Source organism: Paraburkholderia sprentiae WSM5005, from assembly GCF_001865575.2.
Taxonomy (GTDB): domain Bacteria; phylum Pseudomonadota; class Gammaproteobacteria; order Burkholderiales; family Burkholderiaceae; genus Paraburkholderia; species Paraburkholderia sprentiae.
This window is the reverse complement of record NZ_CP017561.2, coordinates 1,896,433-1,921,046: the sequence shown is the minus strand read 5'-3', so window position 1 is coordinate 1,921,046 and position 24,614 is coordinate 1,896,433. Positions and strand designations below refer to the sequence as shown.

Below are 24,614 nucleotides of genomic sequence, written 5' to 3'. Positions count from 1 at the left end.
CGATGGATTCAACCGACCACGACGCCTTGCCTGTCGTATTGACCGTCAGCGGCATCGGCAAGACCTATGCGGAACCGGTGCTCGCCGATGTATCGCTGTCGCTGCGAGCAGGCGAGGTATTGGCGTTGACCGGCGAGAACGGCGCGGGCAAGAGCACGCTGTCGAAGATCGTCGGCGGGCTGGTCGAGCCGAGCGCGGGCACGATGCGGCTTGCCGGTGCGCCGTATGCGCCCGCGAGCCGTACCGAGGCGGAGGCGCTCGGGGTGCGCATGGTCATGCAGGAGTTGAATCTGCTGCCGACGCTGTCGGTCGCCGAAAACCTGTTCCTGAACCGGCTGCCGCGCGCGGGCGCGCTCAGCTTCGGCTGGATCGATCGCGGCAAGCTGCGTGAGAACGCGCGCGCGGCGATGGCGCAGGTCGGGCTCGACGCGATCGATCCCGACACGCTGGTCGGCGAACTCGGCATCGGTCATCAGCAGATGGTCGAGATCGCCCGCAACCTGATCGACGACTGCCGCGTTCTGATCCTCGACGAGCCGACCGCGATGCTGACCGCGCGCGAAGTCGATCTGCTGTTCGAGCAGATCGGGCGGCTCAAGGCACGCGGCGTCGCGCTCGTCTATATCTCGCACCGGCTCGAAGAGCTGGCGCGGGTCGCCGAACGGGTCGCGGTGCTGCGCGACGGCCGCCTCGTGCAAGTCGACGCGATGGCAAAGCTGACGAGCGAGCAGATCGTCACGTGGATGGTCGGCCGCGAGCTTGGCGAGCATATCGATCTCGGCGAGCGCAACATCGGCGCGCCGCTGTTGAAAGTCGAGCGGCTCGCGCGCGGCAAGGTCGTGCGCGACGTGTCGTTCGAGGTGCGCGCGGGCGAGATCTTCGGTGTGAGCGGGCTGATCGGCGCGGGCCGCACCGAGCTGATGCGGCTCATCTACGGCGCCGACCCGAAGGATGGCGGCAGCGTGTCGCTCGCCGCGACGCCGGGCGCACCGCCCACGCCGATGCGGATCGACTCGCCGGCGGACGCGGTGCGCGCGGGCATCGCGCTGATCACCGAAGACCGCAAAGGCGAAGGGCTGCTGCTGCCGCAACCGATCGCGGCCAACCTGTCGCTCGGCAATCTCGGCAGCGTCGCGCGGCACGGCGTGGTCGACGCGAAGCGCGAGAACGCGCTGGCGCGCAAGCAGATCGCCGCGATGCGGATTCGCAGCTCGGGGCCCGCGCAGATCGTCGGCGAGCTGTCGGGCGGCAACCAGCAGAAGGTCGTGATCGGCCGCTGGCTCGCGCGCGACTGCCGCGTGCTGTTATTCGACGAACCGACGCGCGGCATCGACGTCGGTGCGAAGTTCGATATTTACGGCCTGATGGGCGCGCTCGCGCGCGACGGCCGCGCGCTCGTCGTGGTGTCGAGCGATCTGCGCGAGCTGATGCTGATCTGCGATCGGATCGGCGTGATGTCGGCGGGCAGCATGACGGGCGTGTTCGAGCGCGCGAGCTGGAGCCAGGATGCGCTGCTCGCGGCCGCGTTCGCCGGCTACCGCGGCCGCGAGGCGCTGCTGCACACGCACGGCGTCAACGAAGCAGGGAGCCAGGGATGACCGATCAATCGTGGCGCGAGTCGGCCGGTGTCAAACAGAACAGCCAGTCGGACGGCAAGCAGGGTGGCGCGCCGGATGCGCCGAGCGCGACGCCGCCCGCCGATCCGTCGGCGCCGCTCGCCAGCGGCAAGCCGGCCGGCACGCGGCTCGGCTTTTCGAACTACCTCGGTCTCGCCGGCGCGCTGCTCGCGATGATCGTGCTGTTCTCGTTGCTGAGTTCGCACTTTCTGACGTACGACACGTTCAGCACGATCGCGAACCAGATCCCGGATCTCGTCGTGATGTCGGTCGGCATGACCTTCGTGCTGATCATCGCGGGGATCGATCTGTCGGTGGGCTCGGTGCTCGCGCTCGGGGCGTCGGTGGTCAGCGTGGTGACGCTGAAATGGGGCTGGGGGCCGGCCGCGGGCGCGCTGCTCGGTGTCGCGGTCGCGGCGCTGACCGGCACCGTGACCGGCGCGGTGACGGTGGGCTGGCGGATTCCGTCGTTCATCGTGTCGCTCGGCGTGCTCGAGGCGGCGCGCGGCATGGCGTATCAGATGACCAATTCGCGCACCGCGTATATCGGCGACGCGTTCGACTTTCTGTCGAACCCGATCGCGCTCGGCATCTCGCCGGCCTTCCTGATCGCGGTCGCCGTGATGGTGATCGCCCAGCTGGTGCTGACGCGCACGGTGTTCGGTCGTTACCTGGTCGGGATCGGCACCAACGAGGAAGCGGTGCGGCTCGCGGGCGTCAATCCGCGGCCGTACAAGGTAATCGTGTTCGCGCTGATGGGCGCGCTGTCGGGACTCGCGGCGCTGTTCCAGATTTCGCGGCTCGAGGCAGCCGATCCGAATGCGGGCGTCGGCCTGGAGTTGCAGGTGATCGCGGCGGTCGTGATCGGCGGCACGAGTCTGATGGGCGGACGTGGTTCGGTGATCAGCACGTTCTTTGGCGTGCTGATTATTTCGGTGCTGGCGGCGGGGCTCGCGCAGATCGGCGCGAACGAGCCGACCAAGCGGATGATCACCGGCGCTGTGATCGTGGTCGCGGTGGTGCTCGATACATACCGCAGCCGCCGCAAACGCGCCTGAGTATGCGCCGCGACGTAATGATGAATCACTGCATGGGACCGGAGAGCAACAGGTTATGGCGACGATCAAGGATGTAGCGGCCGTGGCGGGGGTGTCGTTCACGACGGTATCGCACGTCGTGAACAACTCGCGGCCGGTGTCGGCCGATGTGCGCGCGAAAGTCGAGCACGCGATCCGTCAACTGCACTATGTGCCGTCGGCAGTCGCGCGCTCGCTGAAGGCGCGCTCGACCGCGACGATCGGACTGGTGGTGCCGAACAGCACGAACCCGTATTTCGCGGAGCTCGCGCGCGGCATCGAGGACGGCTGCGCGCGCAACGGCTACTGTGTGTTCTTCTGCAACTCTGACGACGACCCCGCGAAGCAGCGCAACTATCTGCGCGTGCTGCAGGAAAAACGCATCGACGGGTTGATCGTCGCATCCGCCGGCGACGACGCCGTGCTCGCGCAGGCGCTCGCCGACGCGCGCGAGCCGCTCGTCGTGGTGGACCGCAACATCGAGGGGATCAACGCGGATCTGGTGCAGATCGATCACGAGAAGGGCGCGTATCTGGCCACGCGTCATCTGCTCGAACTCGGGCATGTGCGGATCGGCTGCATCACGGGGCCGGTGCAGACCGCGGTCAGCGCGATGCGCGTGCACGGCTTCATTCGCGCGATGGCCGAGCGCGGCATCGAGATTGCCGCCGATGCGATCGTCGAAAGCGATTTCTCGGGGACGGGCGGACACCGTGCGGCCGCGCAGTTATTCGACACGGTCAGGCCGTCGGCGATTTTCGCGGGCAACGACATGATGGGCATCGGCGCATTGCGCGCGGCGGCCGAGCGCAACATCAGCGTGCCGCGCGACTGTTCGATCATCGGTTTCGACGATATCGAGCTGGGCTGCTTCACGTTCCCGTCGCTGTCGACGGTCGGGCAGTCGGTGCGAGCGCTCGGTGACACCGCTGCGCAGACGCTGATCGACCGGATCGCCGAGGCGTCGGCGAACCACGCCGCGCGGGCGCCGGCGCGCCGGCGCGTGGTGTCGCCGCGGCTGATCGTGCGCGAGTCCACCGCGACGTGGGCGGGCGATGCGCGGCGGGATCTGGCGGCTTGATGCGCCGCATGAAGGACACATGAAGGACGCGCGCGGAATAGCAAGCCGATCCGCCGCGCAACGGAGGACATTCGAGTGGCAAGCAACGAAACGGGCGCACGCGTCACGGTGGTCGGCAGTCTGAATATGGACCTCGTGGTGCGCTCGCCACGCCTGCCGCAGCCGGGCGAGACGCTGGCTGGGCGCACCTTCGCGCAGGTCGCGGGCGGCAAAGGCGGCAACCAGGCCGTCGCGGCCGCGCGGCTCGGAGCGCAGGTGTCGATGCTCGGCTGTGTCGGTGCCGATGCGAACGGCGCGCAGCTGCGCGCGGGCCTCGAAGCGGAGCGCATCGATTGCGCGGCGCTCGAAACCGGCGGCGCGCCGAGCGGCGTCGCGCTGATCGTCGTCGACGATGCGAGCCAGAACACGATCGTGATCGTCGCGGGTAGCAACGGCGAGGTCACGCCCGCCACAATCGCACGACACGAAGCGACGCTCGCCGCCGCCGATGTGGTGATCTGTCAACTCGAAACGCCGCCCGAATCGGTGCGCGCGGCGCTCGCCACGGCGCGCCGGCTCGGCAAGACCGTGATCCTGAACCCGGCGCCCGCCACCGGCCCGTTGCCGGCCGACTGGCTGCCGCTGATCGACTATCTGATCCCGAACGAACTCGAAGCCGCCGCGCTGAGCGGTCTGACCGTCGATTCGCCCGAGGACGCCGCGCGGGCCGCCGCCGCATTGCGCGCGGCCGGCGCGCGCAACGTGCTGGTCACGCTCGGCGCTCGCGGCGTGCACGCCGCGCTCGAAGGTGCGGCCGTGATGCGGTACGACGCGCCGCGCGTCGAGGCGGTCGATACGACCGCGGCCGGCGACACCTTCATCGGCGGCTTCGCGGCGCAGCTTGCGCAGGGCGCGACTGTCGAAGCGGCGATCCACTTTGCGCAACGCGCCGCCGCGCTATCGGTGACGCGCGCGGGCGCGCAACCATCGATACCGACGCGCTCCGAGGTCGACGCATTCGGCTGATGCGGTCACCGGCGTTAGCACGCTCGGGTGCCGCCCGACCGATCCGTCCTGCCACCGCTCCGGGCGCTTCCGAACCCTCGCACCCGCACTGACCCCCGCCGCTAAAGCGTCAAAAGCCCTGCCTTGACGAATGCCATCGCGTTGCCCGAAGGCGCCGCGAACATATCGCTCCTCAGCCAACTTGCTTTCTACGTCTTACAACGTCTTTCTTCATATCTTTTAAATGCTTCAAGTCTGTGAATGCGTTGCCGTAAACCGTAATTAGAGCGCCCACTCGAATAGCGCCGGACCCCGCCGTCTCAGGTCTGCGCAGGCAGCCTCTCATTTCAGTACAGCAAACAGGACCCAGCATGGTGAACAAAGGCATCACGATCAAGGCGCGAATTGGCCTCACGATGGCATTCCTCGCCGCGTTGCTGGTCGCGATCGGCGTTTTCGGTCTGTTCGGCATGAGCCGTTCGAATGACGCCTATCGGGACACGTTCACCGACGCGATGCCGAGCGCGGTGAACATCGGCAATGCGGAAATCTACGCGGCGCGCGAACGTCTCGCGCTCGATCGCGCCGCGCTCCTGGTCGGCACGCCGGAAGCGGCATCGACTATCGAGCGTGCGCGCATGCTCGGCGGCACATCCGACGTGTGGTGGAAAAAATATCTCGACTTGCCGCGCAACGCGGACGAAGACCGGCTCGCGCAGGACGTCGCCGCGAAGCGCAACACCTTGCATCAGCATCTCGAAGCGTTCGCGGGGTCGATCACGGCGAACGATCAGAACCAGCTTGTCGAGGACGCAAAGCATCTGCAAGTCGTGTTCAACGATCTCGTCGTCGCCGACGACGCGCTGCGCAAATTCCAGTTCGATTCGGCGAAGCTCGGCTATGACGCCGCGCAGAGCAGCTTCGAGACATTTCGCATCGTCAGCATCGCCGCGCTGGCGCTCGGCGTGATCGCGGCGGCGCTGTCGTATCTGACGCTGAGCCGCGCGATCGCGCGTCCGCTCGGCGAAGCGCTCGGCCACTTCGAGGCGATCGCGGCCGGCGATTTGCGTCGTCCGGTGATGGTGACGTCGCGCGACGAAATGGGGCAACTGCTCGACGGAATCGCCAAAATGCAGCGCAGTCTCACCGAAACGGTGCGCAGCGTGCGCGGGGGCAGCGAGTCGATCGCGACCGCGACTCGCGAAATCGCGGCGGGCAACATCGACCTGTCGTCGCGGACCGAGGAGCAGGCGTCCGCGCTGCAGGAAACCGCTTCGAGCATGGAGCAGCTCACCGGCACCGTGCGCCAGAACGCCGACAACGCGCGCCAGGCGAGCGCGCTCGCGGCCAACGCGTCGGAGATCGCCAACAAGGGCAGCGCGGTGGTGGGCCAGGTGGTCGGCACGATGGGCGACATCAACCAGAGTTCGGCGAAGATCGCCGACATCATCTCGATCATCGAGGGCATCGCCTTCCAGACCAACATCCTCGCGCTGAACGCGGCCGTCGAGGCGGCGCGCGCGGGCGAAGAGGGGCGCGGCTTCGCGGTCGTCGCGGGCGAGGTGCGCAGCCTCGCGCAGCGTTCGTCGGCGGCGGCCAAGGAGATCAAGGAGCTGATCGATACGTCCGTCCAGCGCGTGCACTCGGGCACGGCGCTGGTCGACGAGGCCGGCCGCACGATGAGCGAGATCATCGGCGCGGTGCAGCGCGTAACCGACATCATGGGCGAGATCGCGGCGGCGTCGGAGGAACAGAGCGGCGGCATCGACCAGGTCGCGCGCGCGGTCACGCAGATGGACGAGGTCACGCAGCAGAACGCGGCGCTCGTCGAGGAAGCGGCCGCCGCGGCGTCGTCGCTCGAGGAGCAGGCGACCCGGCTGCGCAGCGCGGTCGCGGTGTTTCAGGTCGACGACAGCGGCCGTGGCGGTCACGAAGCGGCCTCGGCAGTTGCGGCGCCCAAGCGGGTGAGATCCCCGAGTCCGGCCGCCACCCGCGCGCGCAAGACCACGCAGGCCACGGCGCAGGCGGCCTTGCGTCCGAAGACCCCGGTCCCGGCCGCTGTCGCGCCCCAAGTGGCGGTGGCGGCTGCGCCCGCGCCGGCGCGCGCGCCGGCCAGGCCCGCGACGACGGCTGGCAGCGATCAGGAATGGGAGACCTTCTGAGCTTGCTCAAGCTCAGCTGAACCGGGCGGCGGCGCTGTCGCGCGTCGCCTGATTCGACCCGCGGCAGTTCGATGCAACATCCGTTCCGGGCGCTCGCCTTGTCCGGCACACCCGCCACGGCCAGCGACGCGCGCTTCACGACAAGCCGCGCAGGGTCCGCATGCGGGTTTTTTTTCGGCTCGCGCAAGAATTAACGTTTGCGCGCTGCCGCCTTTCACCGGTGCGCGCCGCGATCCGGTACATTGACGGGCACGGCCCCGATCCGCGTGCGCGACGTGCGGCTGCCCGCACCTCGAACAGGTGGCTCCCACTTCATCGCTACGTCCTGTGAACCCGCCATGCGCCAGCCACAAAGAACCGACATCACGCGATACGATCTTGCGCAACGCCTCGTCGAGGCACGCCGGCAGCACCGGCCGATCGTGGCGCCGCCACCCGACAGCCTGCCCCCCGATGCGGCGAGCGCTTACGCGATCCAACAGGCGGTGATCGTGGGTCTCGGCGAGTCGACCGGCGCGTGGAAAATCGGCGCGAAGTCGCCCGGCGGCGCGACGTCGGGCGCGCCCATTCCGGCCTCGCTGGTGGTGCCGTCGCCGGCGCGGCTCGCGCACGACGGATTCTTCCGCGTGCTGGTCGAGCTCGAGATCGCGTTCCGCTTCGACGCGACGATCGAGCCGCGCGCTCAGGCGTATGCGCGCGACGAGGTGCTGTCCAAGCTCGGCGCGGTGCTGCCGGCCATCGAGATCGTCGACAGCCGCTTTGCCGAGTGGCCGAACGTCGCACCGCTCGCGCAGTTGGCCGACGCGCAGAACAACGGCGCGCTGATCACCGGCCATCCTGCCGTCTATGCGAGCCTCGCGCGCGGCTTCGACTTCGTGTCGCCGGAACTGGAGCTGAGTTTCAACGGCCGTTCGCTGATACCGGAAATGACCGGCAACCCAGCGGGCGATCCGCGCGAGCTGCTCGTGTGGTTCGTCAACCATTGCGCGGCGATGGGCATCACCATCGAGCGTGACTGGACCTTGACGACTGGTTCGTACGTTGGCGCGCACAAGATCGACGAGCCGGGCATCGTGCGCGGTCATATCGACGGACTCGGTGAAGTGGAGATCGAACTGACCTGATCGATGCTGCGGCGCTTGTAACGGCAAATTACAACGTTTCATAAGAAACGGCTGCACGCGTGCAGCCGTTTTTATTTTGGCGAATGGAAAACGGTGGCAGTCTTGATCGCTAGTCTGTTTGATGCCTTGCGTTGCAACTTTGCCGTGTCCTTCCGTATACACCTATAAGCGCGCTGCGAGCCGCTGCCGTCATCCATGTCATCAGTGCATGCTGTTAGTCACGAAGTGTTCGTGCGCAGACAGCGGCATTTTTATGCAGGCTCGACGGTGCAGGTACGGGATGTGCATCAGCAACGCGACGACATGGCGCGATGCAGTGCTACCGCGAACTCGTGCAGGAGCACTGAATAGCGATGCGGTGCCGAAGAAAGCAACGGTACAGCGGAGCAGCATCGATGTGATTTGTTGCAACGTACGTAAAAAATTGTAGATGTCGAATCTTTGTTTCCAGGTGAGGATGTGGACATGGCGGTTACGACGCGATTTTCGCAACGTAGTCCGTGAAAAAAAATTTAAAAGGGTTTAGGATGAATTCGAGCGATGTCGTTTCCGAATAGCGCGCCGCGCATGACATCGCTCCAGACTTTGGCGAGGAGGTAGCATGGATATCTACAGCAGTTTCGCGACCCGCTTCGAGAAAACACGGGAGGACGAACTCTCGCTCGAGGAGTATCTCGCGCTCTGCAAAGACAATCCCGCCGCGTACGCCACCGCCGGCGAACGCATGTTGACGGCAATTGGAGAACCGGAACAGATCGACACGCGCAACGATCCGCGTCTATCGCGTATCTTCGCGAACAAGGTCATCAAGGTATACCCCGCATTCCGTGAGTTCTACGGGATGGAAGAGGTGATCGAGCAGGTGGTCGCCTACTTCCGGCACTCGGCCCAGGGGCTCGAAGAAAAGAAGCAGATACTGTATCTGTTAGGACCGGTCGGCGGCGGCAAGTCGTCGATCGCCGAACGTCTGAAGCAGCTGATGGAACGCGTGCCGTTCTATGCGATCAAGGGCTCGCCCGTCAATGAATCGCCGCTCGGTCTGTTCGACTACGAGGAAGACGGTCCGATCCTCGAAGAGCAATACGGCATCCCTCGTCGCTACCTGCGAGGCATTCTGAGTCCGTGGGCGGTCAAGCGCCTGCACGAGTACAACGGCGACATCCGCAAGTTCCGCGTCGTGCGCCGCTATCCGTCGATCCTTCGCCAGATCGCTATCTCGAAGACGGAACCGGGCGACGAAAACAATCAGGACATCTCGTCGCTGGTCGGCAAGGTCGATATCCGCAAGCTCGAACAGTACGCGCAGGACGACGCCGACGCCTACAGCTACTCGGGCGGCCTGTGCCTCGCCAATCAGGGCCTGCTCGAATTCGTCGAAATGTTCAAGGCGCCGATCAAGGTGTTGCACCCGCTGCTCACCGCGACCCAGGAAGGCAACTTCAAGGGCACGGAAGGCTTCGGCGCGATTCCGTTCGACGGCATCATCCTCGCTCACTCGAACGAGTCGGAGTGGAAGGCATTCCGCAACAACCGTAACAACGAGGCGCTGCTCGACCGGATCTTCGTCGTCAAGGTGCCGTACTGCCTGCGCTATAGCGAAGAGGTCAAGATCTACGAGAAGTTGCTGCGCAACTCGTCGCTCGCCAACGCGGTGTGCGCGCCGGGCACGCTCAAGATGATGGCGCAGATGTCCGTGCTCACGCGTTTGCAGGAGCCGGAGAACTCGAGCCTGTTCTCGAAGATGCAGGTCTACGACGGCGAGAATCTGAAGGACACGGACCCGAAAGCGAAATCGTATCAGGAGTATCGCGACTTCGCCGGCGTCGACGAAGGCATGACCGGCGTGTCGACCCGCTTCGCGTTCAAGATTCTGTCGCGCGTGTTCAACTTCGACTCGACCGAAGTCGCGGCCAACCCGGTACATCTGATGTACGTGCTCGAACAGCAGATCGAACGCGAGCAGTTCCCGCCGGAGACCGAGCAGAAGTATCTGTCCTTTATCAAGGACGTGCTCGCCTCGCGCTATGCGGAGTTCATCGGCAAGGAGATTCAGACCGCGTATCTGGAGTCGTACTCCGAGTACGGTCAGAACATCTTCGACCGCTACGTCACGTATGCGGACTTCTGGATCCAGGATCAGGAGTTCCGCGACCACGACACCGGCGAAAGCTTCGACCGTGCCTCGTTGAACGCCGAACTGGAGAAAATCGAGAAGCCGGCGGGCATCAGCAACCCGAAGGACTTCCGCAACGAAATCGTGAACTTCGTGCTGCGTGCGCGGGCTGCGAATGCGGGCAAGAACCCCGCGTGGATCAGCTACGAGAAGCTGCGCGTCGTGATCGAAAAGAAGATGTTCTCGAACACGGAAGAGCTGTTGCCGGTGATCTCGTTCAACGCGAAGGGCTCGGCCGAAGAGCAGCGCAAGCATGAAGACTTCGTCAATCGCATGGTGGCGAAGGGCTATACGCCGAAGCAGGTGCGCTTGCTGTGCGACTGGTATCTGCGCGTGCGCAAGTCGTCATGATGCGCGCATGATACTCATGGTGTGCCGCTCGTACGGTTCGACCGTACGGGCAACCGGCGAGGCGCAGGCCGCAGGGTCATAGCATTGCACTGCGCGGCGGGCGTTTCGCGCACCCGAAATAGTGATGCGGCCGCAGGGAATCGCGGTTGCATGGACGGGAGACCGGGCGTGCTTCATCAAATCATCGACCGCAGGTTGGCAGGTAAGAACAAAAGTATTGCGAATCGCGAGCGCTTTTTGCGCCGCGTCAAAAACTACATTCGTCGTGCCGTGTCGGAGGCGGTGCGCGACCGCAGCATCAAGGACATTCAGAACACCCAGAGCATCACCATTCCGCGCAAGGACATCGCGGAGCCGTCGTTCCGTCACGGACCGGGCGGCCGGCGCGAGATGGTGCATCCCGGCAACTCGGACTACATCCGCGGCGACAAGATTCAGCGCCCGCAAGGTGGCGGTGGCGGCGGCGGAGGGAGTCAGGCCAGTAACGAGGGCGAAGGTCAGGACGACTTCGTGTTCGAACTGAGCCGCGAAGAGTTCATGCAGTATTTCTTCGACGACCTCGAACTGCCGCGTCTCGTCAAAACTCATCTGATGGCGGTGCCGACGTGGAAAAGCGTCCGCGCGGGCTGGGCCGCCGAGGGCACGCCCAACAACATCGACGTGGTGCGCTCGTTGCGCAGCGCGCTCGGCCGGCGCATCGCGCTCGGCGCGCCGCTCGTCAACCAGCTGCACGAATTGGAGCGCCAGCTCGAAGAGTTGATGGCCGATCCCGCCGATCGCCGCGAAGAGATCAAGCGGCTCGAGGACGACATCCACCATCTGAAAGGACGGATCTGGCGCATTCCGTTCATCGATCCATTCGATCTGCGCTACGTGAATCGCGTGAAGCAGCCCACGCCGTCGAGCCAGGCGGTGATGTTCTGCCTGATGGACGTGTCCGGTTCGATGGACGAGCAGCGCAAGGATCTCGCCAAGCGCTTCTTCATCCTGCTGTACCTGTTCCTGAAGCGTAACTACGAGCGCATCGAAGTCGTGTTCATTCGCCACCACACGCGCGCCGAGGAAGTCGACGAGGACACGTTCTTCCACTCGACCGAAAGCGGCGGCACCGTCGTGTCGAGCGCGCTCGAACTGATGCGCAAGGTGATGGACGAACGCTACTCGCCGACTGAATGGAACATTTACGGCGCCCAGGCGTCCGATGGCGACAACTGGACCGACGACTCGCCGAAATGCCGCAAGATACTGTCGGATGACATCCTGGAGAAGGTGCGGTATTTTGCGTATATTCAGGTGACGCCCGAAGAGCAGAATCTGTGGCTCGAATACGCGCAACTGGCGCTATCGCAACCGCATATGGCGATGAAGAAGGTCGAGACCGCGGCCGACATTTATCCGGTGTTTCGCGAGCTGTTCGAGAAGCAGGCGGCGACTTCGTGATGGAACGGGAACCGCTCGTGCCGGAGCAGTCCGCGATCTGCAGCACGGGACACACCGGAACGCCCATCGAGGGGCAAAGGGAAGTCCGTATGAACGTAGCCGATAGACGGCCTCTGCCGTGCCCGTCCGACTGGACCTTCGAATTGATCGAAGAGTACGACTCGCATATTGCCCGTGTTGCGGAGCAATACGAGCTCGACGTGTATCCGATCCAGCTCGAACTCATCAGCGCCGAACAGATGATGGATGCCTATGCGTCCGTCGGTATGCCGGTGAACTACCGTCACTGGTCGTTCGGCAAACATTTTCTTTCTACGGAAAAAAGCTATCGTCGCGGCCAGATGGGGCTCGCGTACGAAATCGTCATCAATTCGAACCCCTGCATCGCCTATCTGATGGAAGAGAACACGATGACGATGCAGGCGCTCGTCATCGCCCATGCGGCCTACGGTCACAACTCGTTCTTCAAGGGCAACTATCTGTTCCGCTTGTGGACGGACGCGCACGCGATCATCGACTACCTCGTCTACGCGAAAAACTACATCGCGGAATGCGAGGAGCGCTATGGGCTCGACCGCGTCGAGGAATTGCTCGATTCGTGCCACGCGCTGATGAATTACGGCGTGGACCGTTACAAGCGGCCGCAGAAGCTGTCGCTGCAGAAAGAGTTCGCCGCGCGTCGCGAACGCGAGGCGTATCTGCAGTCGCAGGTCAACGAGTTGTGGCGCACCTTGCCCACGCGCCATACACCGCTGCCCGAGGAGGTCGAAGAGCGCTATCCGCCCGAGCCGCAGGAAAACCTGCTGTATTTTGCGGAGAAAAACGCGCCGCTACTCGAGCCGTGGGAGCGCGAGGTGATCCGCATCGTGCGCAAGATCGGTCAGTACTTCTACCCGCAGCGGCAGACCCAGGTGATGAACGAAGGCTGGGCGACGTTCTGGCACTACACGCTGCTCAATACGATGTACAACCAGGGCAAGCTCGAAGACGGCTTCATGATGGAGTTTCTCCATTCCCACAGCAATGTCGTCTACCAGCCGCCGGTCACGAAGCCGTATTACAGCGGCATCAACCCGTATGCGCTCGGCTTTTCGATGATGAGCGACATTCGCCGCATCTGCGAATCGCCGACCGACGAAGATCGCCGGTGGTTCCCGGATCTGGCCGGCAGTCCGTGGCTGCCCGCGATGCACTACGCGATGCGCAACTTCAAGGACGAGAGCTTCGTCGCGCAGTATCTGTCGCCGCATCTGATCCGCGAAATGCGCCTGTTCTCGGTGCTCGACGACGACATGCGCGACGCGCTCGAAGTGTCGGCGATTCACGACGATAGCGGCTACCAGTACGTACGCCAGGCGCTGTCGCGGCAGTACGACATGCATCACCGCGAGCCGAACATTCAGGTGTGGGCCGTCAATACACGCGGTGACCGCAGTCTCACGTTGCGTCATTTCATGAGCGATAACCGGCACCTGTCACCGGATAGCGACGAAGTGCTCAAGCATATGGCGCGCTTATGGCAGTTCGACGTGTACCTCGAAAGCGTCGACGAAAACGGTACCGTCAGAAAACGCTACGAGTGCCGGTACATGCCGCCGTCCTTGAGAATCTGAGCGCCGCCTGAGCGCCCGCCGAAGCGGTCCGTGTCACCCGTCAAGCCCCTGCCAGTCGTCAACTGGCAGGGGCTTCGTTTTGTGGGAGCGCAAATTCGACCGACCCAGGGCTTTCCTCAGGTCGCGCTGACAAACAACCTTCCTTTGCTTTCATTTATGTAAAATTCGCGCACTCGCGACGGCCGCTCAGGCTGCGCGCGCGACATCAAGACGGCGCACGACCGTTCTCCTCGTTTAAATAAGGAAAGACACCAAGCATGAACGACCGAACCGAACAATCCATCGTGGCCTCGGCGCACGATACACGGCGCCGCATTTTTGCAATCGTCGGCGCTTCATCGGGCAATCTCGTCGAGTGGTTTGACTTCTACGTGTATTCGTTCACGGCGCTCTACTTCGCGCCGTCGTTCTTCCCGAGTGGCAACACGACCACGCAGTTGCTGAACACGGCGGGCGTGTTCGCCGCGGGCTTTCTGATGCGGCCGATCGGCGGCTGGTTCTTCGGGCGGCTCGCCGACAAACGCGGTCGCCGCACCGCGATGATGGTGTCGGTATTCATGATGTGCGGCGGCTCGCTAGTGATCGCGATGCTGCCCACCTACGCGCAGATCGGCGCGCTCGCGCCGGCGTTGCTGCTGCTCGCGCGGCTGTTGCAGGGCTTGTCGGTGGGCGGCGAATACGGCACCAGCGCAACCTATATGAGCGAAGTCGCGTTGAAGGGCCGGCGCGGCTTTTTCGCGTCGTTCCAGTATGTGACGCTGATCGGCGGCCAACTGTGCGCGCTGCTCGTGCTCGTGACCCTGCAACAGACGCTGACGACCGAAGAGCTGAAGGCATGGGGCTGGCGCGTGCCGTTCGTGATTGGCGCCATCGCCGCGTTGATCGCGCTGTATCTGCGCAAATCCCTTGATGAAACCACCACCGCCGCGATGCGCCAGCGCAAGGAAGCGGGCACGCTGCGCGGGCTGTGGGAGCACAAGACCGCGTTCATGACGGTGCTCGGCTTCACAGCCGGCGGCTCGCTGATCTTCTACACGTTCACCACCTACATGCAAAAGTACCTGGTCAACACGGCCGGCATGCACGCGAAGACCGCGAGCTCGGTGATGACCGCCGCGTTGTTCGTCTACATGTTGATGCAGCCGGCGTTCGGCGCGTTGTCGGACCGCATCGGGCGGCGCCGCTCGATGCTGTGTTTCGGCCTGTTCGCTACCCTCGGCACGGTGCCGCTGCTGCATGCGCTGAAAGACGTGACGAGCCCGTATGCGGCCTTCGCGCTGGTCGTGGTGGCGCTCGCGATCGTCAGCTTCTATACGTCGATCAGCGGTCTGATCAAGGCGGAAATGTTCCCGCCACAAGTGCGCGCGCTCGGCGTGGGCTTGTCGTATGCGGTCGCGAACGCGATCTTCGGCGGCTCGGCGGAGTACGTTGCGCTGTGGCTGAAGCAGGCCAACGTCGAATCGATGTTCTTCTGGTACGTGACGGCGATGTGCGCGATCGCGGGCCTCGTGTCGTTACGCATGCGCGATCCGTCGACGCAAGGGTATTTGCGTCACGAGCCTTGAGCGGGCAGGGGTGCGAATCGTGGCGCGTGACCGGGTTTCAGATCACGACGGCAGCGAAAGGGCAGCGGAACTTGACCTGAAGAAAGCCCGTCCGTGCAGCGCTCACAGGCGCTCGCGCAATGTCACCGGCTCGTGCCGTTCGCTCACCAGTTCGTTGACGAACTCCTTGACCGCCGCGGCCTGATCCGCGGCGACTACCGGCGCGGCCGCGACCACCGCGACCGCGGCGGCGGCCGCATCGGTCGCGGCGCTGGCGACCGAGCGCCGTGCCCGCAGTGCCGCGCGCGCGAGCATCGCCAGGTGATAGTAGAACCGCGCGCTGAATCCATAGCGGTAGGCGAACAGATGCGCGAGCGCGACTTGCAAGCCCGCGCGCGGCTGGCCGTTGCGCGCGTGAATCGACACGACGATCGGTGCCAATCGCCGCAGCGCGAGCCGCCGCGACGGCTCCAGTCGCGCCGGCAAATCGAGCGACTTCACGAACGCATAGGCGCTCTGCGATGCGGCCATCCGCGTGCCGCGCGTGCTGTGCGAGATCGACGTCGCGGTCTTCCGATACACCGACACATAGTCGTGCAGATAAAACACCTCGCGCGCGGCGAGGCATAGCTTGGCGCCGAACACGTAGTCGCAACAGACGCCGTACCGCTCGTCGTAGCCGATCCGCTTGACGAGCCGCGCATCGGCCATCCAGCCATTGTTCGGAAACATCTGGATCAGGCCGGTGCGGCCCGCGAGCGGCTGCAGACCCTCACTGGCCCGGGTGCGCCGGAACGCTGCGTTCAGACGGGCGCTCGCGTCGAAGTCGATGGCGCCGTCGTGATCCGCTTCGTACTGAGCGCCGAATGCCGCATCGAGCCGCGGATAGCGCTGCCATAGCGACACGAGTTTATCGACGGCGTCGCGCGTCAACAGATCGTCGTCGTGGATCAGCAGGATCTTTTCGCCGCGCGCCCGCGCGAACAGGCTCGATACATTGCGCGCCTGGCCAAGCGGCGATGCATGCTTCTCGTAGCGCACCCGCGGCTCGTCGCGGTAACGCTGCGCGATCAGTTGCTGCGAGCGCGCGTCCGTCGAATCGTCGCCAATCAGGATTTCCAGATGCCGATAGTTTTGCGCGAGGCACGAGTCGATGCATTCGACCAGCAGCTCGGGACGGTTGCACGTGGGCACGCAAATGGAGACGTAGGCGACGGGCGCACCGACGACGGGAGAACTTGACGCGTTGGACATGGATGACGCCTTTTATCAATCGGAAGCGGCATGGAGCGGCAGGAAGCGGGGCCGCCGATTCGCAGGCGCACGCGTTGCCGCAAGCAGCAAAGTAGTGCAAGGCGCCGAAAAAATATTCGGTAAAAATCGGGAAGAAATGTTTGCTTACAGAAAGCTGCGGAAAGCGGAAAGTGATGCGGCCTGGATGCAGCGCACACCCAGGCCGTGTGTGCGGGTTTCATCTGATCAACCGACCGACGTTTCGCCCTCGCCGGGCTGTTTGCCAGGACGGTCGGCAGGCGATTGCTTGCGGCCCTGATCGTCGCGCTCGGGCATCTTGCTCTTCGGGTTGTCGCTATGCACTGCATGGTGCGGGTGCGCGAGGTCCTCGGTCGGGGTGCCGGCCTGGCTTTTCGATTCGTTGTCGGCCGCGTTTTCTGCTTCGCCTTGGGATTGATCCGTCGCTTTGCTCATCGCTGCTCTCCTGGAAAGGAAGACATAGCTGAGAAGCAAGGCGCGGACCCGGGCGGGGCGGCGCTTCGGCGGCCGCAGCGAAACTGCCGCACGCGCTCGTCAAAGGCTAAAAGCTTCCTCGCCCGATTGGCGTGCGCGCCGCAGCGTCTCAACGCCCGGTGCTCGGCGCGGCCTGGCCGCGAATCACACGCGTGCCCGACGCATCGTCGAGATGGCGGAAGATCCAGGCGGACACGAGCGTGATCACGCCGACGCACACGAACGCGAGCCGGAAGCCGAGTTCCGGCGAGCCCCATTGCGCCGCGAACAGATTCACGAGCCCGCCGCCGATCGACACGCCGAGCCCGATCGCGAGCATCTGCACCATCGAGAAAAGGCTGTTGCCGCTGCCCGCGTCTTCGTGCGACAGGTCCTTCAGCGTGACACTGTTCATCGCCGCGAACTGCATCGAGTTGGCCGCGCCGAATACCGCGAGGATCGCGATTTCGATCACGAGCGGGGTGCCGCGCGAAATCAGCGAGAACGCGACGATTGCCGAGCCGACGATGATCGTGTTGACAAGCAGGAACGTGTCATAGCCGAAGCGGCGCACGAGCGGCGCGATCCAGCGTTTGGCGAGCGTGCCGGCGAGCGCCGCGGGCAGCATCATCAGACCGGAGTGCAGCGGCGAGTAGCCGAGCTGCAGTTGCAGCAGCAGCGGCACGAGGAACGGCACCGCGCTCGAGCCGACCCGGCATACGAGGTTGCCGATCAGGCCGACGCTGAAGTTCGGCTCGCCGAACAGCGACAGCTTGAACAGCGGATCGCGGCGGTTTCGTGCGTGAGGAACGTAGGCGAGCGCGCTCGCGACAGCCAATGCGAACAGCGCCGCCGACCACGCCGCGCGATGCGACGAGACCGGCGCGTCGATGGCAAGCGAAAACGCGATCATGCACAGCGACAGCAGCGCGCAACCGATGACATCGAACGGAGGCGCCTGCGCCTCGTCATGCGACGGCAGAAAGCGCCGCACAGCGTAAAGTCCTACCGCGCCGATCGGCACGTTGATCAGAAAGATCCAATGCCACGTGATCGCCTGCACGAACCAGCCGCCGAGCGTCGGCCCGGCGATCGGTCCGAGCTGGCCCGCAATCGAAATGAACGCGAGCGCGGACACGTATTGCTCGCCCGACACACTGCGCAGTACCGCGAGCCGTCCGATCGGCAGCAGCATCGAGCCACCGAGGCCTTGCAGCACGCGCGCCATCACGAGCTGGCCGAGCGTGTGCGCGCTCGAGCAGCAGATCGAGCCGAGCACGAACACGAGAATCGCAGCGAAATAGACGCGGCGGGTGCCGAAGCGGTCGGCAAGCCAGCCGGAGGCGGGCGTGAGCATCGCCATCGTCAGTGTGTAGGCGACGACAATCGGTTGCATCGCGAGCGGCGCGACGTGCAGGCTGTTCGCGATCGACGGCAGCGCGGTGTTGACGATCGTCGTGTCGAGCGACTGCATGAAGAAGCCGGCGGCGACGATCCACAGCAGGGCGGTCTGAGAGGAATCCTTGGTCATGTTTTCGACAGCGGTTTTCGACAGCGGGCGGCGAAGCGCACCCGGAGCAGGGCAAGCGGAATTCCGTCATCTTATTGGCGAACCCGTCAATCGGGAACCCCACTAGGCCTGCTGACTGTTATCGACATTGCCGATGAGCGGCGCGACAATCAGGCATGCTCAATCCAATCTGGCTCAAGACCTTTTCGACCGTCGCGGCCTGCCATAGCTTCACCGAAGCGGGGCGGCGGCTCGATCTGACGCAGTCGAGCGTCAGCGAACATATCCGGCGCCTCGAACAGAGCGTGGGCCGGCGCCTGTTCGTGCGCGATACGCATTCGCTCGCGCTGACGCCCGACGGCGAAGCGATGCTCGCGCATGCGAGCGTGATCCTGCACGCGCTGGCGCGCGCCGAATCGCAGTTTCGCGCGCCGCGTCTGAAGGGGCGCGTGCGGCTCGGTTCATCGGACGACATCGCGCTCGGCCCGCTGCCAACCGTGCTGGCGGCGTTTCGCAACGCGCATCCCGACGTCGAGCTTGAAATCACGATCGGCATGACCGGCAGGCTCTACGAACTGCTCGACGCCGGCGCGATCGATCTGCTGGTCGGCAAGCGCCGGCTCGGCGACCGGCGCGGCGTGCCGCTCTTCACCGGGCGGCTCGAATGGCTGGCGCGGACCGGCACGCTCGTCGATTTGAGCCAGCCGCTGCCGCTGATTCTGGTCGCCGAGCCGAGCGTGACGCGCGCGGTCGTGCTCGATGCGCTCGCCGAAGCCGGCGCGAGCTGGCAGATCGTCTGCACGAGCAGCAGTCATTCCGGCTGTATCGCGGCCGCGCGCGGCGGACTCGGCATCACCGTGCGGCCGCAGTACCTGGCCGCGCGCGGGCTCGCACCGCCGGTGAATGCGGCCGGACTGCCGACCTTGCCGTCGGTGGAATTCATCGCGCTCGCGGCAAAGCGCCTGAGCCGCCCGGCGGGCACGCTGCTGCAGTTGCTGCATGACAGCGATCTGCGCGGGTCGTGGATTGGCGAGTGAGGCCGGCAGTGGGTCGCCGCGCTGCGCGCCGATCGCTGCGGCCTGAGGGGTGTGACGATGCGCCCGACGCGCGTCCCGAGCATCCTTACCGTCGACAATGACATCGTTGCCGCGTGCGGGCCGATTCGGTATGGTGGGTCATCGATCCTTGCATTGCGCGTTCCACCGTGAGCCCGGAGACCTGCCCCATGACCGTTGCCGCCGACCCGTCCGCTTCGCCCGTTTCGCCGATCCGCACCGATGTGCTGATCGTCGGCGCCGGTCCCGTGGGTCTGTTCGCGGCGTTCGAGGCGGGTGTGATCGGCCTCAGCTGCCAGATCGTCGACATACTCGGACGCGTCGGTGGCCAGTGCATCGAGCTGTATCCCGACAAGCCGATCTACGACATCCCCGCCATCACCTCTTGCACCGCGCGCGAACTGGTCGAACGGTTGCTCGCGCAGTGCAAGCCGTTCGATGTGCCGATTCATCTGGAACAGCGCGTCGAAACGATCGAGCAGCGCGACGACGGACGCTGGACCGTGCGCACGCAGCGCGGCCTGGTGTTCGACGTCGCGGCGATCCTGCTCGGCGCCGGCAATGGCGCGTTCGTTCCGCAAAAGCTCACGCTCCCGGAGGCCGGGCCGCTCGAAACGCGTCACGTGCACTACAGCGTGCCGCGCCTCGCCGATTTCGCCGACAAAAACGTGGTCGTCGCGGGCGGCGGCGATTCAGCGCTCGACTGGGCACTGGCATTACGCAAGGTCGCGCGGCGCGTGACGCTGGTGCATCGGCGCGCGGGCTTCAGCGCGGCCGATTCGAGCGTCGAGCTGATGCGGCGCGCGGTCGAGGCGGGCGAAATGGACTTCGTCGTCGGCGGGATCGCGGCGCTCGAGGTGGAAGACGGTGCGCTGCGCTCGCTGACGCTGCGGCAGATCGACGGCGAGATCCAGCTGGAAGCCGAGCATCTGATCGCGCTGTATGGGCTCGTCGCCGATCTCGGCCCGATCGCGCAGTGGGGACTGACGATTCACGGCGGCCGCGTCGACGTGGATACATCGAACTATGAAAGCTCGCGGCCGGGCATCTTCGCCGTCGGCGACATCGCGAACTATCCGAACAAGCAGAAGCTGATCCTGTCGGGCTTTCACGAGGCGTCGCTCGCGCTGCGCAAGGCGTACGCGTACGCGTATCCCGACAAAAAGCGTGTGCACGTCCATTCGAGCTACGACGCGAAGCTCGCCGAAAAGATCGGCGCGGCGGGCTGACTAGCGCGCAAGCGCGGCAGCGGTTTGCCGTCGCGAGACGCGCGGACGCCCTGCGGCGTCGACCCTGGCCGGCCGTTAGCATGGCGCGACGGCCAGTCCTTTTACGTGCTCTGTTGCTCGCGGCAGGCACTACTTTCCGGCGGGTTGACTCGCGGCGGCCGCGGCGCTCGCCGCCTTGTCTTTCTTCTTCGCCTCGTGGTGGCCGATCGCGCAGCCCGCTGCCGCGCCCGCGGTCCCATGATGACCGGCAACATGCCCGGCGACGCCGCCCACGACCGCGCCTTTGGCGCAGCCTTCGGCCTGCGCGGCGGTGGGTGCCAAGCTCAATGCGGCGGCAAGAACAAGCGGGGCCGCGAAGTTCGTTGCGAAAACCGTCAATACCTTTTTCAATTGACACTCCTGTTTTTGCTAGCGAAGGGCAAAATGCCAAACCGAAACCGCAACCCGGCGACGCGATCCGTCATTGGCCTTTAGCAATCGCGGGGCCCGCCGTTATAAGCTTTGCGTCGTATGGCCCAGCGCGCGAGCACGCTTCGTGACCTATCCCGACCCCGGCGTGGGAGCGCGCTACCGCTTGCGCGAGGGACGCTACCGTCTGCCAGGCGCGAGCTTTGCTTGAGACGAAAATTCAAATTACGTATCCGCTATGACCCAGCTTGATGCTTCTTCTTCGCGCGATTACGGCGAGCCCGCCCAAGTGCAGGCCGCGGCCGCGCCGCCGGTGCCCGTCAGCGTCGACTATTCGTCGCTCGTACAGGCGATTTCGGACTACGCGATCTTTCTGCTCGACGCGAGGGGCCACATCGTCAGCTGGAATGCCGGCGCGCAGAAGCTGAACGGCTACAGGGAAAACGAGATCGTCGGCCAGCATTTTTCGCGCTTCTATACCGACGAAGCCGTCGCACGCGGCTGGCCGACTTACGAGCTGGAACAGGCGGCGCTGACCGGCCGCTTCGAGGATGAAGGCTGGCGCGTGCGCAAGGACGGCACGACGTTCTGGTCGAACGTCGTGATCACCGCGATACGCAACGAGGCGGGCGAGGTCACGGGCTTCGCGAAGATCACGCGCGATCTGACCGCGCAGCGCGAATACCTCGAAGCGCTGCGGCAGAGCGAAGAACGCTTCCGGCTGCTCGTCGATAGCGTGAAGGATTACGCGATCTTCATGCTCGATCCGCAAGGCTTCATCGTGAGTTGGAATTCGGGGGCCGCGCGCATCAAAGGCTATACGCACGACGAAATCGTCGGGCGGCACTTCTCGCTGTTCTACGTGCCCGAGGAAGCGGCGGCCGGCAAGCCCGCGCGCGAGCTCGCGATCGCGCGGCAGATCGGCACCGTGGAAGACGAAGGCTGGCGCGTGCGCAAGGACGGCTCGACGTTCTGGGCCAACGTGATCATCACGGCTGTCTACGACGAAGCGCGACGCTTGCGCGGCTTCGCCAAGGTCACGCGGGACCTGACCGAGCGGCGCCGGCGCGAGGAACTCGAGCGCTCCGGCGAGCGCATGCGCGAATTTCTCGCGACACTTGCGCACGAACTGCGCAATCCGCTCGCGCCGGTGCGCAACGCGGTCGGCACGATGCAGATGGAAACCAATCTGAGCCCGGTGATCGCGCGGGCGCGCGATCTGATCGATCGCCAGGTCACGCACCTGACGCGGCTCGTCGACGATCTGCTCGATATCGGCCGCATCATGTCCGATAAGGTCGAGCTGCGCATTTCACACGTCGAACTCGCCGAACTCGTCGCGCGCGCGATCGAAGCGGCGCGGCCGTTCACCGACTCGCGCGAGCAGCGCGTGGTCGCACAGGTGCCCGACGATCCCGTGATCATTCGCGGTGACATGACGCGGCTCGTGCAGGTGCTGCAAAACCTGCTGCACAACGCATCGAAGTTTTCGCCGAACGGCAGCGTGATCGAAATGGAGGGCCGTGTCGACTTTCGCATGGCGGTGCTCGAAGTGCGCGACCGCGGCTGCGGCATTCCGGTGCGCTCGCTCGACAAGATCTTCGAGCTGTTCGCGCAGGAAAAGGACGGACAAAATGGCGGCGAGAGCGGCCTCGGCATCGGCCTGACGCTGTGCAAGTCGCTCGTCGAGATGCATGGCGGCAGCATCGTCGCGAGCAGCGAAGGGCTGGGGTTCGGCAGCACCTTCACGTTGAGTCTGCCGCTCTCCGCGCAGTTCGACACCGCGGAAAGCGGCACGATCGGTGCCGCGCCGGAGGTGCAGCCGCTGCGGATTCTCCTCATCGACGACAATCGCGATTCGGCCGACAGCCTCGCGATGCTGCTCGAGCTGAAGGGTCACGAGGTGCGTATCGCCTACGATGGCGAGCAGGCGCTGCAGATCGCGCCGCGCTTTGCGCCGCATCTCGCGCTGATCGACATTGCGATGCCGAAGATGGATGGCTACGCGACGCTCGCGGCGATGCGCGCGCTGCCCGCGATGGCCCGCACGATGTACGCGGCGATGACGGGCTTCGGTCATGCGAGCGATCTCGATCGCACTCGCAAGGCGGGTTTTCATGCGCACCTCGTGAAGCCGGTCGAGATGGCGGTCCTCGATGCGTTGCTCGCGAAGGCGGATGGGCGTTTGAGCGGAGGCGCGCAGACCTAGCCGCTGGGTTTGCGGCACGGCGAGCGCCTTCCGGTGGCACGGTGCTTGCTGCGAGTCTGCATACGTTGCGGTCCGCCGCCGCCGGCGGGCCGAGGATCGAACCGGTGCAGGGAGGCACGATGCTCGACACGCGCGACCAGTCGGCCAGCTTCACGGCCCGGTCCCGGCAAGTCCCGATAGAACAAGGTGAGCGCGCGCCGCAGCCCGGCAAATCCGCTGTATCGCTCGACGATTTCTTGCGCGACGCGCGGTTCGATCCGAACGATCCCGTCGCCCTCGGTGAACTGCTCGCGCGGCTGATCGAGCGCGGCTATGATCGCGCGCCGAGCGTGCCGTTGCCGGGGCAGGGCGAGACGCTGGCGCGTTGGCGCGCGCTCGCGGCCGTTGGCGCGTGCGACCTCGGTCTCGTCAAACTATTCGAAGGCCATACCGATGCGCTTGCGATTCTCGCCGAGCTGGATGGTCCGATGCCGCCCACGGCCAGCCGCTGGGGCGTGTGGGCCGCCGAGGCGCCGCACGCGCGGGTGCGCGTCATCAACGAAGGCATCCAGAAGGTTTCCGGCGACGGCGCTCAGGTACGGCTGTCCGGCACCAAGGCCTGGTGTTCCGGCGCGCAGGCGCTCACCCATGCGCTCGTGACGGCATGGCGTGACGACGAGCCCGTGCTCGCGGCGCTCGCGCTGGACCAGAGCTCGATTTCGATCGATACATCGAAGTGGCAGGCCGTCGGTATGCAGGCGACCGCCAGCGCGGATGTCACGTTCAACGACACCGTCGCGACGCTCGTCGGCGGGTCGTATGCGTATCTGCGTCGTCCGGGCTTCTGGCATGGCGGCGCCGGTATCGCCGCGTGCTGGTACGGCGCGGCCGCGCAGATCGGCCGCACGCTGCGCGACGCGTGCGCCCGGCAAGCGGATGCGCATCGGCTGGCTCATCTGGGTGCGACCGATGTTGCATTGCAGTCGGCCGCGGCGGTACTGCGCGAAACCGCCGCGTGGATCGACGCCCGGCCGGCCGACGATGCGCAGACGCGCGCGCTGCGCGCGCGTCTTGCCGTCGAGCAGGCCGCGAACGCGGTGATCGAGCACGCGACGCGCGCGCTCGGCGCGGGCCCGTTGTGCCGCAACGCGCGCTTCGCGCGTGCGCTCGCCGACTTGCCGGTGTTTCTGCGACAAAGCCACGCCGAACGCGATCTCGCCGCGCTCGGCGAACGGCTGTTCGCCTCGGGTGACACGAGCGCCGCACCTGCACCGCCTCGCGCGTCTTCGCAAACGCTCGCACCGTGGACGCTATGACCTCTACTCCCCAGCCTTC

At 65.2% G+C, this 24,614-nt stretch carries 18 protein-coding genes; 14 read left to right on the top strand and 4 right to left on the bottom strand.

What is annotated here, in order from left to right; all coding sequences use genetic code 11:
* Nucleotides 1-2: 2 nt before the first annotated feature.
* The 10 genes from BJG93_RS08735 to BJG93_RS08690 all read left to right on the top strand — a co-directional run bounded on the left by BJG93_RS08735 (nucleotide 3) and on the right by BJG93_RS08690 (nucleotide 15,185).
* On the top strand, nucleotides 3-1,598 hold the full coding sequence (locus BJG93_RS08735; RefSeq protein ID WP_027197906.1) for a sugar ABC transporter ATP-binding protein: 1,596 nt from the start codon (nucleotides 3-5) through the stop codon (nucleotides 1,596-1,598).
* Nucleotides 1,595-2,674, top strand: a complete 1,080-nt coding sequence (locus tag BJG93_RS08730; RefSeq protein ID WP_027197905.1) for an ABC transporter permease — start codon at nucleotides 1,595-1,597, stop codon at nucleotides 2,672-2,674. Before BJG93_RS08735 ends, BJG93_RS08730 begins: the two co-directional genes overlap by 4 nt.
* Before the next feature lie 55 nt (nucleotides 2,675-2,729).
* Nucleotides 2,730-3,773: a LacI family DNA-binding transcriptional regulator gene (locus BJG93_RS08725; protein ID WP_027197904.1), complete on the top strand. Its 1,044-nt coding sequence runs from the start codon at nucleotides 2,730-2,732 to the stop codon at nucleotides 3,771-3,773.
* 75 nt (nucleotides 3,774-3,848) lie between these two features.
* On the top strand, nucleotides 3,849-4,778 hold the full coding sequence (gene rbsK / locus BJG93_RS08720; RefSeq protein WP_027197903.1) for a ribokinase: 930 nt from the start codon (nucleotides 3,849-3,851) through the stop codon (nucleotides 4,776-4,778).
* A 350-nt stretch (nucleotides 4,779-5,128) separates the two neighbouring features.
* Entirely contained in the window at nucleotides 5,129-6,919 is a 1,791-nt protein-coding gene (locus BJG93_RS08715) for a methyl-accepting chemotaxis protein (protein WP_027197902.1), read from the top strand.
* Nucleotides 6,920-7,281: 362 nt separating this feature from the next.
* A complete protein-coding gene (locus tag BJG93_RS08710) occupies nucleotides 7,282-8,043 on the top strand; it encodes a 2-keto-4-pentenoate hydratase (RefSeq protein WP_027197901.1) in 762 nt (253 codons plus the stop codon).
* Between the two features lie 601 nt (nucleotides 8,044-8,644).
* A complete protein-coding gene (locus tag BJG93_RS08705; protein WP_027197900.1) occupies nucleotides 8,645-10,567 on the top strand; it encodes a PrkA family serine protein kinase in 1,923 nt (640 codons plus the stop codon).
* Between the two features lie 168 nt (nucleotides 10,568-10,735).
* A complete protein-coding gene (locus BJG93_RS08700) occupies nucleotides 10,736-12,007 on the top strand; it encodes a YeaH/YhbH family protein (protein ID WP_027197899.1) in 1,272 nt (423 codons plus the stop codon).
* The gene (locus tag BJG93_RS08695; RefSeq protein ID WP_407675256.1) at nucleotides 12,007-13,620 is read left to right on the top strand and encodes a SpoVR family protein; all 1,614 of its coding nucleotides are present in this window, start codon (nucleotides 12,007-12,009) and stop codon (nucleotides 13,618-13,620) included. Before BJG93_RS08700 ends, BJG93_RS08695 begins: the two co-directional genes overlap by 1 nt.
* Nucleotides 13,621-13,877: 257 nt before the next feature.
* Nucleotides 13,878-15,185: an MFS family transporter gene (locus tag BJG93_RS08690; RefSeq protein ID WP_027197897.1), complete on the top strand. Its 1,308-nt coding sequence runs from the start codon at nucleotides 13,878-13,880 to the stop codon at nucleotides 15,183-15,185.
* A 102-nt stretch (nucleotides 15,186-15,287) separates the two neighbouring features.
* On the opposite strand, the gene BJG93_RS08685 is transcribed toward BJG93_RS08690, so the two are convergent.
* The 3 genes from BJG93_RS08685 to mdtD all read right to left on the bottom strand — a co-directional run bounded on the left by BJG93_RS08685 (nucleotide 15,288) and on the right by mdtD (nucleotide 18,420).
* Nucleotides 15,288-16,418: a glycosyltransferase family 2 protein gene (locus BJG93_RS08685; RefSeq protein WP_027197896.1), complete on the bottom strand. Its 1,131-nt coding sequence runs from the start codon at nucleotides 16,416-16,418 to the stop codon at nucleotides 15,288-15,290.
* A 225-nt stretch (nucleotides 16,419-16,643) separates the two neighbouring features.
* Nucleotides 16,644-16,871, bottom strand: coding sequence for a hypothetical protein (locus BJG93_RS08680; RefSeq protein ID WP_027197895.1), 228 nt, complete (start codon nucleotides 16,869-16,871; stop codon nucleotides 16,644-16,646).
* A 148-nt stretch (nucleotides 16,872-17,019) separates the two neighbouring features.
* Nucleotides 17,020-18,420 carry a multidrug transporter subunit MdtD gene (gene mdtD, locus BJG93_RS08675; protein WP_027197894.1) on the bottom strand — a complete coding sequence of 467 codons (1,401 nt, stop codon included), beginning with the start codon at nucleotides 18,418-18,420 and terminating at the stop codon, nucleotides 17,020-17,022.
* Between the two features lie 155 nt (nucleotides 18,421-18,575).
* Between mdtD and BJG93_RS08670 the strand changes: the two genes are divergently transcribed.
* Both BJG93_RS08670 and BJG93_RS08665 read left to right on the top strand, forming a co-directional pair.
* Nucleotides 18,576-19,436, top strand: a complete 861-nt coding sequence (locus BJG93_RS08670; protein ID WP_027197893.1) for a LysR family transcriptional regulator — start codon at nucleotides 18,576-18,578, stop codon at nucleotides 19,434-19,436.
* 188 nt (nucleotides 19,437-19,624) lie between these two features.
* The gene (locus BJG93_RS08665) at nucleotides 19,625-20,683 is read left to right on the top strand and encodes an NAD(P)/FAD-dependent oxidoreductase (protein WP_027197892.1); all 1,059 of its coding nucleotides are present in this window, start codon (nucleotides 19,625-19,627) and stop codon (nucleotides 20,681-20,683) included.
* A gap of 129 nt (nucleotides 20,684-20,812) precedes the next feature.
* Here the strand turns inward: BJG93_RS08665 and BJG93_RS08660 are convergent, their stop codons facing one another.
* Nucleotides 20,813-21,010, bottom strand: a complete 198-nt coding sequence (locus BJG93_RS08660) for a hypothetical protein (RefSeq protein ID WP_051374475.1) — start codon at nucleotides 21,008-21,010, stop codon at nucleotides 20,813-20,815.
* A gap of 319 nt (nucleotides 21,011-21,329) precedes the next feature.
* Between BJG93_RS08660 and BJG93_RS08655 the strand changes: the two genes are divergently transcribed.
* Nucleotides 21,330-23,300 carry a PAS domain-containing hybrid sensor histidine kinase/response regulator gene (locus BJG93_RS08655; protein ID WP_027197890.1) on the top strand — a complete coding sequence of 657 codons (1,971 nt, stop codon included), beginning with the start codon at nucleotides 21,330-21,332 and terminating at the stop codon, nucleotides 23,298-23,300.
* Between the two features lie 119 nt (nucleotides 23,301-23,419).
* Nucleotides 23,420-24,595 carry an acyl-CoA dehydrogenase family protein gene (locus tag BJG93_RS08650; protein ID WP_027197889.1) on the top strand — a complete coding sequence of 392 codons (1,176 nt, stop codon included), beginning with the start codon at nucleotides 23,420-23,422 and terminating at the stop codon, nucleotides 24,593-24,595.
* Nucleotides 24,596-24,614: the final 19 nt, after the last annotated feature.